Source organism: Paenibacillus haidiansis (genome assembly GCF_036553665.1).
GTDB lineage: Bacteria > Bacillota > Bacilli > Paenibacillales > Paenibacillaceae > Fontibacillus > Fontibacillus haidiansis.
Genome location: NZ_JAZHPZ010000012.1, coordinates 136071 through 150678, shown reverse-complemented (window position 1 = coordinate 150678; position 14608 = coordinate 136071). Strand labels below are relative to the sequence as shown.

Annotated in this window: 11 protein-coding genes; 4 read left to right on the top strand and 7 right to left on the bottom strand. The window is 44.9% G+C overall.

Annotation, left to right across the window (positions count from 1 at the left end; all coding sequences use genetic code 11):
• Window positions 1-559 precede the first annotated feature (559 nt).
• A complete protein-coding gene (gene pcrA, locus V3851_RS20215) occupies window positions 560-2926 on the bottom strand; it encodes a DNA helicase PcrA (RefSeq protein WP_331848372.1) in 2367 nt (788 codons plus the stop codon).
• A 776-nt stretch (window positions 2927-3702) separates the two neighbouring features.
• Window positions 3703-4434 carry a heptaprenylglyceryl phosphate synthase gene (pcrB, locus tag V3851_RS20210; RefSeq protein ID WP_331848371.1) on the bottom strand — a complete coding sequence of 244 codons (732 nt, stop codon included), beginning with the start codon at window positions 4432-4434 and terminating at the stop codon, window positions 3703-3705.
• A gap of 449 nt (window positions 4435-4883) precedes the next feature.
• Between pcrB and V3851_RS20205 the strand changes: the two genes are divergently transcribed.
• The gene (locus tag V3851_RS20205) at window positions 4884-5447 is read left to right on the top strand and encodes a hypothetical protein (RefSeq protein ID WP_331848370.1); all 564 of its coding nucleotides are present in this window, start codon (window positions 4884-4886) and stop codon (window positions 5445-5447) included.
• 176 nt (window positions 5448-5623) lie between these two features.
• Here the strand turns inward: V3851_RS20205 and V3851_RS27005 are convergent, their stop codons facing one another.
• The 3 genes from V3851_RS27005 to V3851_RS20195 form a co-directional block, all read right to left on the bottom strand.
• Window positions 5624-5707, bottom strand: coding sequence for an S-layer homology domain-containing protein (locus V3851_RS27005; RefSeq protein ID WP_414859336.1), 84 nt, complete (start codon window positions 5705-5707; stop codon window positions 5624-5626).
• Window positions 5708-6067: 360 nt separating this feature from the next.
• A complete protein-coding gene (locus V3851_RS20200) occupies window positions 6068-7474 on the bottom strand; it encodes an undecaprenyl-phosphate glucose phosphotransferase (protein ID WP_331848369.1) in 1407 nt (468 codons plus the stop codon).
• Window positions 7471-8418 (bottom strand): glycosyltransferase family 2 protein, encoded by a 948-nt coding sequence (locus V3851_RS20195; RefSeq protein ID WP_331848368.1) that lies wholly within the window; start codon window positions 8416-8418, stop codon window positions 7471-7473. Before V3851_RS20195 ends, V3851_RS20200 begins: the two co-directional genes overlap by 4 nt.
• Window positions 8419-8562: 144 nt before the next feature.
• Between V3851_RS20195 and V3851_RS20190 the strand changes: the two genes are divergently transcribed.
• The 3 genes from V3851_RS20190 to V3851_RS20180 all read left to right on the top strand — a co-directional run bounded on the left by V3851_RS20190 (window position 8563) and on the right by V3851_RS20180 (window position 12404).
• A complete protein-coding gene (locus tag V3851_RS20190; protein WP_331848367.1) occupies window positions 8563-9687 on the top strand; it encodes an acyltransferase in 1125 nt (374 codons plus the stop codon).
• A 160-nt stretch (window positions 9688-9847) separates the two neighbouring features.
• A complete protein-coding gene (locus V3851_RS20185) occupies window positions 9848-10795 on the top strand; it encodes a glycosyltransferase family 2 protein (RefSeq protein WP_331848366.1) in 948 nt (315 codons plus the stop codon).
• Between the two features lie 151 nt (window positions 10796-10946).
• Window positions 10947-12404, top strand: coding sequence for a glycosyltransferase family 2 protein (locus V3851_RS20180; protein WP_331848365.1), 1458 nt, complete (start codon window positions 10947-10949; stop codon window positions 12402-12404).
• A gap of 312 nt (window positions 12405-12716) precedes the next feature.
• On the opposite strand, the gene rfbD is transcribed toward V3851_RS20180, so the two are convergent.
• Both rfbD and rfbB read right to left on the bottom strand, forming a co-directional pair.
• Window positions 12717-13589, bottom strand: coding sequence for a dTDP-4-dehydrorhamnose reductase (gene rfbD, locus V3851_RS20175; protein WP_331848364.1), 873 nt, complete (start codon window positions 13587-13589; stop codon window positions 12717-12719).
• Entirely contained in the window at window positions 13586-14608 is a 1023-nt protein-coding gene (gene rfbB / locus V3851_RS20170; RefSeq protein WP_331848363.1) for a dTDP-glucose 4,6-dehydratase, read from the bottom strand. Before rfbB ends, rfbD begins: the two co-directional genes overlap by 4 nt.

The following is a 14608-nucleotide window of genomic DNA, read 5'->3' as shown; positions in this document are numbered from 1 at the left end:
TCGGGCCGGAATAGCGGTAAAAATGGTCCTTTTTTAAGTGCCGTTCACTCAAACCGGCCGAATAAGTACCAAATAGGGCTCTATTTGAGTGGTGCGGACCATTCGCCGAAGTTGAGTTACTTGGGCGATTGGTGCGGCACTGCGGTGGATAAGTACCTTAGGTGACTGATGCGAAAGCGTCGCTTGGTGCGTGATTAGACGACTGGTGCAAACTCCGTGCATGGCGAGTATCTTAGATGATTGATGTGACTACGCCGCAGGGTGGTATTCCGGCTATTGTTGCTACCCTCGCAGGGGCAACTTACTATAATGATTGGTGCGACAACGTCGTTTGGTGCGTTACTCCAGCTACTGTTGCCACCCTCACAGGACAAGTTACTTGGACGATTGGTGTGACAGCGTCGCTTGATGAGTTACTCCGAATACTGTTGCCACAGCTCTTAGATTAGTTACTTGGATGATTGGTGTTACTACGCCGCTTGGTGAGTTACTGAAACGGCTGGTGCTACTCCGTGCACGGTGAGCGGATGGCTCACCAACGGAGCAACAGGGTCCTGGCTTACTCCACCTTCGTGATCGGGGCGAAGCCTGCGAGCAGGCGTTTCACGCCGACCGGCGCCGGAAAAGCGATCTGCAGCTCCGTGTCGTTACCGGAGCCTTTGACCGCCACGACGGTGCCGATCCCCCATTTGCCGTGCGACACCTTGTCGCCGGCTTGGAATGCGCCGCCGGTGCCACCGGCACCCGGCGTCTTCTTGACAGGCGCTCCGGCTGCGCCCGGAGCGCCCATGGTCACCGTGACGCCGCTGCTGCCGGCGCCACCGGTGCTGCGGCCGCCTGCGGCCGGCCGCGGAGTTTCGGCCCCGCCGCCGCGGTGGCCGAAGTTGCTGCCGCCGCTGGCGCCGAAGCCGCGGCCGCTGTACGCGCCGCCGACGCCCGCCCCGCGGCGGTAACGGTCACGGGCGACGCCCGTGTCTTCCTTGAGATCCTCCGGGATCTCGTCAAGGAAGCGGGACGGCGCGTTCGCCGTGGTCCGTCCGAACAGCGTGCGCATCTGCGCGCAGCTGAGGTACAGCTTCTCCTCAGCACGCGTGATGCCTACATAAGCCAGTCGGCGCTCCTCCTCCAGCTCTTCATTATCCAGGAAGGCCCGGCTGTGCGGGAACACGCCTTCCTCCATCCCGATGATGAAAACGACCGGGAACTCCAGCCCCTTGGCGCTGTGCATCGTCATCAGCACGACCGCGTCGTCGTTCGCTTTTTCCGCGTCGCCGTTATCGTTCATGCTGTCGATGTCCGCAATCAGCGCCAGATCCGTGAGAAAGGATACCAACGACTTATCTTCATTATTATTCTCAAATTCCATCGTTACTGACAGGAACTCGTCGATATTTTCCAGGCGGGCGCGCGACTCGAGCGTATTCTCGTTCTGCAGCTCCAGCCGGTATTGCGTCATTTCCAACAATTTTTCGGTAAGCTCGGTGACGGACAAGAACTCCACCATCTGATGCAGCGCCGCGATCATATCATAAAACTCCACCAGCGCATTGCGCGTCCGGCCTGCAAAGCCGAGATCGTCGACCGTCTGCAGCACTTTGTAAATCGACGTCCCGCGCTCCGCTGCCGCATCCGCCAGCTTGCCGACCGTCGTGTCGCCGATGCCTCTTTTTGGCACGTTAATGATCCGCGTCAGGCTGATATCGTCATCCGGGTTCGACAGCAGGCGCAAATAGCCGAGCAAGTCCTTGATTTCCTTACGATCATAGAACTTGATGCCGCCGACGATTTGATAAGGAATATCCGACTTGATCAAAATTTCCTCGATTACCCGGGACTGGGCATTGGTACGGTACAAAATCGCGTGATCGCGGTAGGCTCTGCCATTTTTCACATGTTGCGAAATTTCCGAAGTGATAAAATACCCTTCATCATGCTCCGAATCCGCGCGGTACACCTGAATTTTGTCGCCGTCACCTTTGTCGGTCCAGAGGTTTTTCGGCTTGCGGCCGGTGTTCCGGCCGATCACGCCGTTGGCGGCATTCAGAATCGTCGAGGTCGAACGGTAGTTTTGCTCCAGCATGATCGTGGTCGCTTCGGGATAATCTTTTTCAAAGTTGAGAATATTGCTGATATCCGCGCCGCGCCACCGGTAAATCGACTGGTCGCTATCGCCCACCACGCAGATGCGGTGATGCTTGTCCGCCAGCATGCGGCACAGCATATACTGCGCGCGGTTCGTATCCTGGTATTCATCGACGTGGATGTACGAAAACTTTTTCTGATAAAAGTCGAGCACCTGCGGCTCATTGTTGAACAACTCGATCGTCTTCATAATCAAGTCATCGAAATCAAGCGAGTTGTTGTTGCGCAGCTTTCTCTGATAGAGATCATAGACTTTGGCAACGATGCCCTCAAAATAATCTCCAACCTTCTGCTCATACTGCTTCGGCGTGACAAGCTCGTTCTTCGCCGTGCTGATCATCGACTGAACCGCCTTCGGCTCGAACTTCTTGGTGTCGATGTTCAATTCTTTCATGCAGTTGCGAATGACGGAAAGCTGGTCCCCGGAATCGAGAATGGAAAAATTCGACGTAAATCCGATCCGCTCGATATCTCTGCGGAGAATACGCACGCACATGGAGTGGAAGGTGGACACCCAAATGTCCCGCCCTTCCGAACCGCCCACGAGCCGGGACACCCGGTCCTGCATTTCGCGGGCCGCTTTATTCGTAAACGTGATGGCCAAAATCGCCCACGGCGGCGCTTTGCGCGTCGCGATTAGGTAAGCGATCCGGTGCGTCAGCACGCGGGTCTTACCACTGCCCGCGCCGGCCATAATGAGCAGCGGGCCTTCCGTCGTTTCGACGGCTTTTCGCTGCTCCGGGTTAAGACGGGCCACCGCCTCTTGTATGTTCAAAGGTTGCATAGAAATGTTCCTCCTCATTGCTCAGGTACTGATTGATATTGACTTGGTGAATATATATTAACTGGAAATATCCCGCTAATTTCGGATTTGTTGCGTTATGTTGACATTTAGACGGAACCCCCCCCCGCTAATTTCGCGGAAATGAGCCGAATGAGATGATTCCGGCGGAATTAGAGGGACAATTTTCTGCTAATTTCTCTTAAGCAGGTTGTTTGAGTGATTTAGCGGGAGGAAATTTCTGTATTGTGACGGTTGCGATCGGGTAACGCCACACACGGATGTTAATACGTCGAAAATCTCTCATTTCAATGTCTAACGGTCATTACAGCGGTTATTTGCGTGTTTTAAGTGTATTAAGTTAAAGGAAGGCTAATAAGAACAATTGTGACCGTTAGATTTCAGAAGTGGCAAATGTGGAGCAAATAGCGGCTCTAGCGTCCGTGAACTTGATGCTCTTTTGAACTACAGTAACTGTCGGGTTCGGCCTCATCGGGTTCGTTGATAAACGGTGTTACGGGTGGATCCCGTTTTTCGGGTTACCAGATATTAGGGGCAGGAGGTCTCATATCAATTCCCCATGGTTCCCTTGTTCCCAAGTTTATTGGGTTTTCTACATTCCCGATTTCCCTGAGTTGCCCGTGCTACCGAATCTCCGTGTTCCGAGTTTTCCATACTTCCGAATTTTCGAGTTAACAAGTTCCAATCTGTGTCCCCTCGAATCCATTTTACTTCAAATCCACCACCAGTCGGCTTCCTCAGGTCCTTCGGTTCAAGGTTCAAATCGAGCCGCCTGCAAGCGGATCAACCGCCCCCGAGGGACCCGCTTTGACCGCCCTAACCGTTTCGAGCGCGCCTTGTAGGTCGCTGTATATCGCATTACCGACGACGACCGTGTCGCATACGGCGGCCGCCCGGCGGGCCGACTCGGCATCAGCGATGCCTCCGCCATAGAACAAGCGGGAATTATTCAGTTTCCTCCAAACCTCTGACACTAATTCCATATCGCCTATCTTACCACTGTACTCAACATATACGATAGGCAGCCCTAGCAGCTTGTCGGCAAATTGTGCATAAGATCCGGCCAGGGCAGAGTCCAAGGCGGTATCCGCTTCGGTTATTCGAGCCACGGTGGCCTCCTGGTTCAGGACAATATACCCTTCCGGAATAAGTTGCTCCCAAGGAATAATGTACCCATATTGCTCTATTGCCCGGACATGTTGGCCGATGAACCAATCCGGATGACCGGCATTAAGTACAATCGGAATCATGTACAAGTCAAATCCCGGAACAACTGCCTTCAGATCAGACACTTCCAAAACACAGGGCACTTCGAACCGACGTATACGCATGAGCAAATCAATCGTATTGTCATATGTCACGCCGTCCGACCCGCCGACCATAATAGCGTCGGTCCCGGATAAGCAAACTGCTTCCAGCGCCGAATCTTCCAAAAACCTGTCCGGATCCAGCTTAAATACATGCCGCCAGGATGTAATTATTTGTTTCAAAACGATTCCTCCAACAAGTTCGGGTGCTAAAAAGTTTTCAAAATAGCAGACGGCAGACGATGGAGCAAATCCGGCAAACTATCTAGAAAAACGGGGCATCCTCGCTTTGCCCCGCCGTCATTATCCGTCTTGTTTCACGGTAATTTTGAGAGCCTCTTCGGTCCCGTTCTCTCCGTCCAGTTCTAGTCTATGTTACTGTAGATACCCTGTCAACGTTCGCATGAAAGGCGAACAGTTTTAAAACGATGAAATAGACAATCATTTCCGATATGTAATGGATTAAAGTAAATAATGAAATTTATTTGTATACATCTTTCAAAGAAAAATAGATCATTGGTATAATAGGGAAAAATGTGGTATTATGTGGAATGTTAGGTAGATTATTAGGAGGAGGGTTGGATAGAATACCGGGGTTTCAATCTATTTTAATTTAAGGAGGCACACTTGTCATGAAATTGTTCAAACGTTCAATTATTTTCGTGATGCTTGCTGCTATGGTATATTCCTTTTCTGTGAGCGCCTATGCGGAACCACTTTTAATTTCCGATTCAAGCCCTAAAGTCACTCAACATTTTTCGCAAGAATTGCTTGATTTTCTAGGCGTGACAGAAGAAGAGTTAATTGAAAATTTAAAAAATGCAAAACCGGCTGAAATTGTAAATGGAAGTAAATCCGTTGTTCCATTTGCATCTAAACTGGTGTATTCATTTAAGGATATGCCTAAATATGGTGACGACGGAAACTTCCTTGTGTCCGATACCAGATTCTATCCTAATTCAAATGGTGAAGCCACTGTAACATTAACTCAGTGGAGTCCTACCGGAAAATCCCCTCATGTGGCCTATTTATTAAAGAGCATTAATGATCAAACGGATTATCGTTATGTTAACGGAGAATACAAAAGCACAAATACCACAATCAAATTTAAGGATCTTGATCCAAATGATTTGTACGCAATTGTCATCATTAACGAGAGTAATTTTACAATTACAGGTAATGGATATATAAATTAACAGTCGGATGTTTTTGAATTAATTAGGCCTATACTAAAAAAGGAGTACCCTTCTATCTCTCGAGTTCGGCTGAGTCGCCTATCCACTCGAAACTTGAGGGTACTTCCTTTTTATCTATATATCCATTAAAAAAGCCTGTCGTCTCGTTTAAGAGACCAAAGTTTGGGAGTTATAACTTATCGTTTCGGAAACATCCGCGCATTAGATTTCGGTTTGAAAGTGCCGTTGGTATAACCCTTCATATAGCCTTTATCCGCCACCTTGGTCAAATCGGTTTATGTATCCTTTGTCCTTCCATGTACTTCTCCGCCCACTGGGTTTATACCTCTCCTAATGTGCGGGCATTTCCGTTCCCGCTGGCATGCGCCCACTAACTCCCAAAATGTACTAAGTAGTTTCTTTTCGTTTTTGACAGCGTCAAGTTAAACTCCCCTTTTTTCTAGTAAATTGCATAGTAAAATAGGTATCAAATCACTCCTTCCCTACCAATTCAAATTAATCGGATAGACTCAGTATTTCAAAAAAATCCGTTATACTTATGTAAAACAAGAATGGACATACAAATTCTCAAAAAAAATGCGCCCTTTCGACAAGGGCGCATTTATTTCCAATATTAAGATTCAGTAAGCATTCTTGTTCACAAACCCGTTGACCACCGTTCTCAGTATGATCTTCACGTCCAGCAGAATCGACCAGTTCTCGATATAGAAAATATCGTGTTCGATCCGGTCTTCGATGGACGTGTCGCCGCGCAGCCCGTGGGCTTGGGCATAGCCGGTAATTCCCGGCCGGACGTGGTGCTTGACCATGTATTTGGGAACTTCCTCGCGGAACTGCTCCACATAGTAAGGGCGTTCGGGACGCGGGCCCACCACGCTCATCTGACCGGCCAGCACATTGAAAAATTGCGGCAGCTCGTCAAGACTGGTCTTGCGCAGGAATGTGCCGAATTTGGTGCGCCGCGGGTCATTTTCCGTCGTCCACCCGTTATCGACCGCCCCTTCAGGCAATGTCCGCATGGAGCGGAATTTGTACATTTGGAACCGCCGCCGGTTAAGCCCGACCCGCTCTTGCTTGAAAATCACCGGCCCTTTGGAGGTCAGCTTAATCCCGATGGTAATTAGCAGCATCAACGGCGAAGTAATGATGATGGCGATCAAGCTGAACACGATGTCAAACAATCGTTTAGCCAGGCGGTTGCCGGTCAGATCGAGCGGAATATCGCGGACATTGATCATCGGCATTCCCGCAAAATTATCGAAATAGGGCCGGGCCGGCAAAAAGTCGAAGAAGTCCGGGATAATCAGCGTGCGGACGCCTATTTTCTCGCAAGTGGCAATAATTTGGGCATACCGCGAATGGGCATCCAGCGGCAGCGCCAGCACCACTTCGTCGATCAGCTTCTTTTCCAAGATCTCTTGCAGTTGATCCACCCTGCCCAATATTGGCCTGTATCTGACCGCTTCGGTCTGATTCCAGACCCGCTGATCGTCCAAAAACCCGACAATTTCATAGCCAAGCTCCGGATATTGTTTCAGGTTATCATGGAATTTCCGGCCGATCGACCCCGCTCCGATGATGAGCACAAACTGCTTGTTATAGCCTTTTTTGCGCAGATGCTTGAGCGATCTTTTCAGGAAATACCGGTAAAGCATGATGAACAACAGGTTGAAGATCATATAGAAAAATAAGTACGCCCGCGAGATGTCGATCTGTTTCACGAAGAACATCAAGCTGAGCAATACAAACAAGCCGGTAAAATGAACCTGGATCAGCTTCAGCACTTCGTCGGAGAAGCGTTTTTTGCGTTTGGGAGAATAGAGTGAGATAAGTATCCCGATAAACACGGCAATCGCGCCGTAAACGAGGCTCCAAAACGCATAGATCTCCACCGGCAAAGGCCGCTCAAACCGGACCCAGCCGCTTTCGAATTTCAGCCACCAAGCAAGAAGAAAGGAGATCTGAATAAACGCAAAATCCGCCAAAATATAAAGCTGTGTCAAAAACCGCTGGTTTTTGCGAATCATCGTCTCACCTCCGCTTGAGCGTTAGCTGACTCGGGCCGGTTTGCGGATGCGGGCATATCGGTCTTGCCGGAAGTCGTGCCGCTCCGCGTAAGGAGTTTATTTTTTAATAGAGATAAAGTAAATTTCAAGGCAATACCGCAATATACGGCCAGATTGGTCGGCCAAGCGTATTTCCGCTTGTAATGCTTCCGGTGGAACACCCACATCGCCCGGTGGAATTCGTAAATGATCTTGACCGGCTTGCGACGGCTGCTGGCTCCCTTATAGTGAACAATATATGTGGCCGGATGGTAGTCAATCCCCCACCCCGCCTGTTTAATCCGGTAGCACCAATCCACATCTTCCCCATACATGAAAAAGGTTTCGTCCAAACCGCCGACCTGCGCGATCGTCTCCTGCCTTACCATCATGAAGGCGCCGACCAGACAATCGACCGGATAGGTCTCGTTCGGATCGAGATAGCCGAGCTGGTACCCGTTGAAACGGGGATTGTCCGGAAACATCCGGGAGAACCCGAACGCATAGTAAAAAGAAGCCGACGGCGTCGGAAACCCGCGTCTGCACGCTTTATCGAGCGAGCCGTTCGGCAGGATCACCTTGCACCCCGCCGCCCCGAGCCCCGGATGCTCATCCATATAAGAGATCATCGTCCGGAACGTATCCGGCTGCACGATTGTATCCGAATTGAGCAGCAGAACGTAGCGTCCTTTTGCGATGTCCATCCCCTGGTTATTGGCTTTGGCAAACCCGGTATTCTCACGGTTCTCTATCAGATGAACCTGCGGAAACTGCTCGCGAATCGCCGCCACCGAATCGTCCTTCGACGCATTGTCAACCACAATCACTTCATACGAATAGACCGTCTCCGAATCATACACCGACCTCAAACAGTCCAGCGTCAACCCGCACGTATTATAGCTGACAATGATCACACTCAAATCCATGATAGCGCTCCTGACAAATATAGTAATCTATCGACATTATAGCATAGTTGAAGAGAGTAGGCCTTAACCTTAGCCTCAGTTGACAAATAAACAGTTATTCATTAAGGTAGCGGATAGTACATCAGGCTGTAGAGGAGGATTTTTTTGAAAAAAGCTTCATTAGAAGAAATCCAGATCCTGAGGGGCATCGCATTTTTGGCGGTTGTTATGCAGCATACCATTGCGGGAATCTTTTATCAGCCGGGCCTCAGCCCTATGGCGCTAAACGTTGCTACCATTACCCTCGGTTTGATCCGGTTCGCTGTCCCGCTATTTGTATTTATCACCGGTGTGGTACTGTTCTATAATTACGATGCCAAAATAGACTATATAGCCTTCTTGCGAAAAAGATTCAAGCAGGTCGTTATCCCCTATCTGGCCTGGACCGTGTTTTACTATGTATGGGTCGGTTTTTTAAGCGGGGTTGCCGCGACAAGCACATGGGATCAATTGCTGCAAGTTATTAAACTTTCTCTTACCGGAAGTGCTTCCTATCATCTATGGTTTATGGTCATGATTATACCGTTTTATCTGCTGTTTCCGCTCTTTAAGCTCCTTATTTCGAAAAACAGGAAATGGTGGGTCAACTTAGCGGTAGTTGCGGCTGTATTCGTAGTCAATCTGCTTCTGGTATACGCCTTATCCAAAGGCATGATTCAAAGCGACAACCCTAATCTGGGCTTCATTTATAACTACTTGGATCGCAATTTTCTATTCTGGGTCTTTTATTTCATATTAGGCGGATTTGCAGGTTTATATTATGACCGATGGAAAACCTTCGTGCGGAAAAGCTGGATCTTTAGCTGCGTACTTCTGGGAATTTGCATGTATTACATTAGTTCCAAAATTGTACGTATTAATGAAGGGGTGACGGATAACCCTTATCTGTTCAGTGCCAATGTAACCGCGCCCTTAAATCCTCTCATGATGGTAACGATCCTGCTCCTGCTTTTCTTGGTATTCACCTTGGCCGAAAAAATCGCAGCAAGCCAGGCTCGTCCCGCCAACCTGCTGAGGACCTTCGGCAAGTATTCTTTTGGCGCTTATCTCATTCACGCCTTTACCTTAAAACTAGTAACCAATCTTGCCCTTAGTTATCTAGGCGTATTAGGAGTATTCGCTCAGACGATCATATCCTTCGTTCTATGTTCGCTGTTAAGCCTGATATTGTGTATAGGGATTAGCAGAGTGAAGAGTTCGTTCGGGGAGGTATTGGTGGGGAAGGTGTAGGTTGGCATGGTTGCCTTCCTCGTTGAGGATATTTTTCGATGTGATATGATAACCATAGAAATAGACCGTCACCTTAGGCAGGCAGTCTATTTCCGTTTATGAAATGAAAGTATAAGTACAGTCAATTAGCCGAGTTTTATTTGTCTAAGGAGGAAAACTTTTGAGCGCTCCTAAATTTTTGGTTCTTCTATCAACTTATAATGGTGAAAAATTCATAGAAGAACAATTGGACAGTGTGTTGAAGCAACAAGAGATTGAACTTCACATACTTATCAGAGACGACGGTTCAACGGATAATACTGTATCTTTGATTAAGCGTTACATGAATTCCTATACCGGAAATATCAGCTTATTAGAGGCTGAAAACATAGGAGCCAAGGGCAGCTTTTTTGAGTTAATCGAGTTGGCATTTAAAGACCTTCCAACCTATGATTTTTTCGCATTTTGCGACCAAGATGACATTTGGAATAGCCAAAAGCTTAACCGAGCCGCTGATATTTTAAAAAAAGAGCCCTCATACCTTCCATTAATGTATTGTTCAGCTACTCAAATGGTTGCCTCGGATTTAACGGAACTAAGTATTTGGCCTGCTCCTCCAAAGAAAAAGTTAAGTTTTTATAATGCACTTGTAGAAAATGTGGCTGTCGGCTGCACTACTGTTCTAAATCAAAATGCTTTTAAACTTATTGCCTCATCTCTCCCTAAAAATATAAACCATGTCATCATGCACGATTGGTGGGCATATTTATGTATATCCTCTTTTGGTAAGGTAGTATTTGATGATCAACCGTTCATTTTATATCGCCAGCATGCCAATAATGTTCTGGGTGGTCAAACGGATAACTTAATTAAAAAATGGAAAAAAAGATTTCAACGATATTTTAAAGGCCAAAACCACTATATTATTAGCAATCAAGCGGAGGAGTTTTTTAAATGTTTCAATAACCAATTGGATGAAAAGAAACAGCAAGATTTAAAAAAGTTCATTCTTTCTACTAAAAAGGCAAGCTTACCAAGATTAATATATGTACTACAATCTCCATTCTACAGACAATCTGTAAGCGATTGGATAATCCTAAAAATTGTTTTTCTAATAGGAAATATATAATTTTTTTGAAATTGGCATAAATTGATAGAATAATATAGTACCTATAGATTTTAATTAACTTTATAATTTTGAGAGTATTGTGCTTCAATAAAAGTTTTTAACAGAATAAAGACTATTCGAATTGCAAAAATAATAATCTTAGGGGGTCTCTATGGTTAAGTTATCCATAATAATTCCAACATACAATTGTATGAATAGAAATTACAACAATGATTTATGTCTTAATAATTCTTTAAAAAGTCTTAGTGATCAAACAATGTGCAAGGAAGAATATGAATTAATTTTTGTTGATGATTGTTCAAGTGATGATACAGCATCATTCATTGAAAAAAATAATTACATTAAAAAAAATAAAGTTACAATAATTAAATGCAAAAATAATTCTGGTGGAGCCAGTGTTCCTAGAAATATTGGAATGGAAAATGCCTCTGGGGAATTTATTTTTTTCATGGACTCTGATGATTATTTAAGTAAAAATGCATTAGAGAATATGTATAATTTTGCAAAACATACAAATAGTGATATCATTGTGCCAAAATTTTTAGGAGTGGGAAGAACAGCAGCAAAAAAGATATTCGAAAAAGGAAATATTACTAATGCAAATATAATTAACGATGACTTATTATCAACAATGACATCTTTTCGCTTGTATAAAAGGGAATTCCTATTAAAAAATAATATAAAGTTCCCAGATGATTTCAAACAATATGAAGATTTTTATTTCAATATAAATGCTTATACTAAGAATCCAAAGGTGGCCATTCTTGCCGATGATATTTATTACTATTGGGTTAGAACTGATGGAGAGAATCTTTCTCAAATAAATCTTGATTTTTCATCATTCTTGTATTACCATGCCAAAATACTTGATCTTTTAAAAAATGAAAATTCCTTTCTAATTAAAATTAGATATGTAATTCGAATACTTCAACTTTGGCGAATTAAGCAAATATATAAGGAATATGAAAAACTTGAGGAAGATATTAACGCTAATTATGATCATAAATTGTTTAAAGAATTTGTTATTAATAACATTGGACAAGAAGTTATTCAGTATCTACCAAGAAAAGAATCTCTATTATTAATGTACGTTACCAAATATGATAGATATAGAGTAATGGAATTATCAAAAGCTATAAATTTTCATGAAGAAAAACAATATTATATTTATTCCAAAAATGTAGTTAGTAATTCTTTTGAAGATGAATTAATGAGTAATTATTGGCTTCGTAAAATGTATGGGGTTCTTAATTTAGAACTTATTGATTTAATTGTTAGAAATTCAATGATTAATATTAAATTTAATATTTATAGTAGTATTGGAAGGAACTTCGATAAATACAGATTAATTTTGAAAAGTAGATCAGCTGATGATAGTTTAATTATTAATAGTAGTGAGCCTTCATTTTGTTTTAATATTAATGATTTATTTACATTCACAAAAGGATACTGGGATGTATTCGTAGAAGTAGAATTAAATAATAATTTAGTTCTAGGCAGTGCAGTTCCAATGAATGAAGAAAAAATAAAAAACCATGATAAAAACCAGATATTTCAATTTTATCGAAATTGGATTGGAGGGCTAACATTAATATATAATAATAATTAACATTAACTTATAGAATATCTTTAAAAAGGGGCATAAGATCTTTGCTAGGTGATTATAAAAACCAAAGGCCCCTTTTTGAGGTATGATCTTTAAGACTGCAAATTTATCCGTAAGCATGCAGTCGTAACTGATAAAAAATTTATGAATATGTCTGTTCGCCTAAATGCCAAGTTTGACACGGTATTTAAACATGACGAATCTTTGCCCGGCACGATTCCTCCATAAAATCTGTAACAAAGCCAAGAAAATGGTGGGATTACATTCTACGCTACGGTAAATAAAGTATTCTAAGACAATCCGATGTGCTGACATTTATTTATTTATAGTTAGGTATACTAAAAGAAATTCCCGTAACCCTTCCCGCCAAGGCCGCAAATCCTTCAGGCCATTTGTACGTATCGAAAGATGCTCCATAACCGAATTCCGGGGGCGAGGCGCCGGCCGCGGGAAGTCTTCCGTCGAACAAGGATTAACTTGTACCGAATAAGTCTTGCCTAACCCTTCCCCCGCTTCCTCAAAAATCGCCTTTGCAAACTCATACCACGTACATGAATCCGTATTGGAAGCATGATAAATTCCGTACTTCTCGGTCTGAACCAATTCCAGCAAAAAGCTCGCCAAATCCACAGTATATGTTGGTGAGCCCTTTTGATCATTAACCACATTAAGGACCTGCTGTTGCTCGCCTAAACGCAGCATTGTTTTCACAAAATTATTACCGTGCAAGCCATATACCCAAGAAGTCCGAACAATAAAGTACGCCGACGATAAACTTTGAACCAAAATCTCGCCGGCACGCTTCGATTTTCCATAAATACTTTGCGGGTTCGTATTGTCATATTCATGATAAGGAACCTCGGACATTCCGTCGAATACGTAGTCGGTGCTGATATAACAAAACTTGGCCCCTACCTTTTCGCTGGCGAGAACCATATTCCGGGTTCCTACCGCATTGACGGCATAAGCCGCATCAACCTCCTGCTCGGCTTGATCGACAGCCGTGTAGGCGGCGCAATGAATGACCACATCCGGTTCAGTTTCATTCAGTCGTAGGAAACAAGTTTCAAGAGTAGTGATATCCAGCGAATGCCGGTCGAATGGAAAAACCGTGTGTCCCGCTTGTTGAAAAAGGGATACGACATCTTTCCCAAGCTGCCCCTCCGCTCCTGTCACCAATACCTTCATTGCTGATCACCCAGCCGTTCGCCATATTGCTTGACGTAATATTCTTGATAGGCCCCGGATAGGATCCGAGTCCACCAGTCTTTATTATCCAAATACCAGGAGATCGTCTCCTTAATCCCGGTTTCAAAAGAGTGCTTAGGCTTCCAGCCGAGTTCGGTCATCGTTTTGGTCGGATCTATGCCGTAGCGACGATCGTGACCGGGGCGGTCTTTAACGAGAGTAATCAGTGACTCCGGCTTGCCAAGCTGCTCCAAAATCGTCTTTACGATCCGCAAATTCGTCCGCTCATTATTTCCACCGATGTTATAGACTTCGCCGTTACGTCCTTGATGAATAACAAGATCTATAGCGCTGCAATGATCCTCGACATATAACCAGTCGCGAACATTTAAACCGTCGCCATACACCGGAAGAGGCTCATCCGCCAACGCTTTGGAAATCATTAACGGAATTAACTTTTCCGGAAATTGAAATGGACCGTAATTGTTGGAGCAGCGAGTTATATTGACAGGCAAGCCAAATGTCTCATGGTATGCACGAACCAACAAGTCTCCGCCTGCTTTGCTCGCCGAATAAGGGCTGTTAGGTGCCAATGGCGTTGTTTCGCTGAACAATCCAGTGTCTCCGAGCGTCCCGTATACTTCATCCGTCGAGATCTGGACAAATTTTTTAATATTATGTTTTTTTGCAGCCTCCAAAAGAACTTGCGTTCCGAGCACATTAGTCTTTACAAACACATCCGGTTCCAGGATACTTCGGTCCACGTGAGATTCAGCCGCAAAATTGATGATTACGTCAACATTTTGACCAATAACTTCATCCATGGCCTTGGCATCCCTAATGTCCGCTTTAATGAACGTATGGTTGGGGTTATCTTCAACCGACTTCAAGTTCTCCAGATTCCCCGCATATGTGAGGGCATCCACATTGACGATTTCATAGTCAGGGTTTTGCCTCAACATATACAGAACAAAGTTACTACCTATAAACCCGGCACCGCCGGTTACGAGCAATTTCAT

Excerpts from the sequence above, each read along its gene's own strand:
- pcrA (WP_331848372.1), bottom strand. The coding sequence starts at position 2,926 with ATGCAACCTTTGAACATACAAGAGGCGGTGGCCCGTCTTAACCCGGAG.
- V3851_RS20205 (WP_331848370.1), top strand. The coding sequence starts at position 4,884 with ATGAAATTGTTCAAACGTTCAATTATTTTCGTGATGCTTGCTGCTATG.
- V3851_RS20200 (WP_331848369.1), bottom strand. The coding sequence starts at position 7,474 with ATGATTCGCAAAAACCAGCGGTTTTTGACACAGCTTTATATTTTGGCG.
- V3851_RS20195 (WP_331848368.1), bottom strand. The coding sequence starts at position 8,418 with ATGGATTTGAGTGTGATCATTGTCAGCTATAATACGTGCGGGTTGACG.
- V3851_RS20180 (WP_331848365.1), top strand. The coding sequence starts at position 10,947 with ATGGTTAAGTTATCCATAATAATTCCAACATACAATTGTATGAATAGA.
- rfbD (WP_331848364.1), bottom strand. The coding sequence starts at position 13,589 with ATGAAGGTATTGGTGACAGGAGCGGAGGGGCAGCTTGGGAAAGATGTC.
- rfbB (WP_331848363.1), bottom strand. The coding sequence starts at position 14,608 with ATGAAATTGCTCGTAACCGGCGGTGCCGGGTTTATAGGTAGTAACTTT.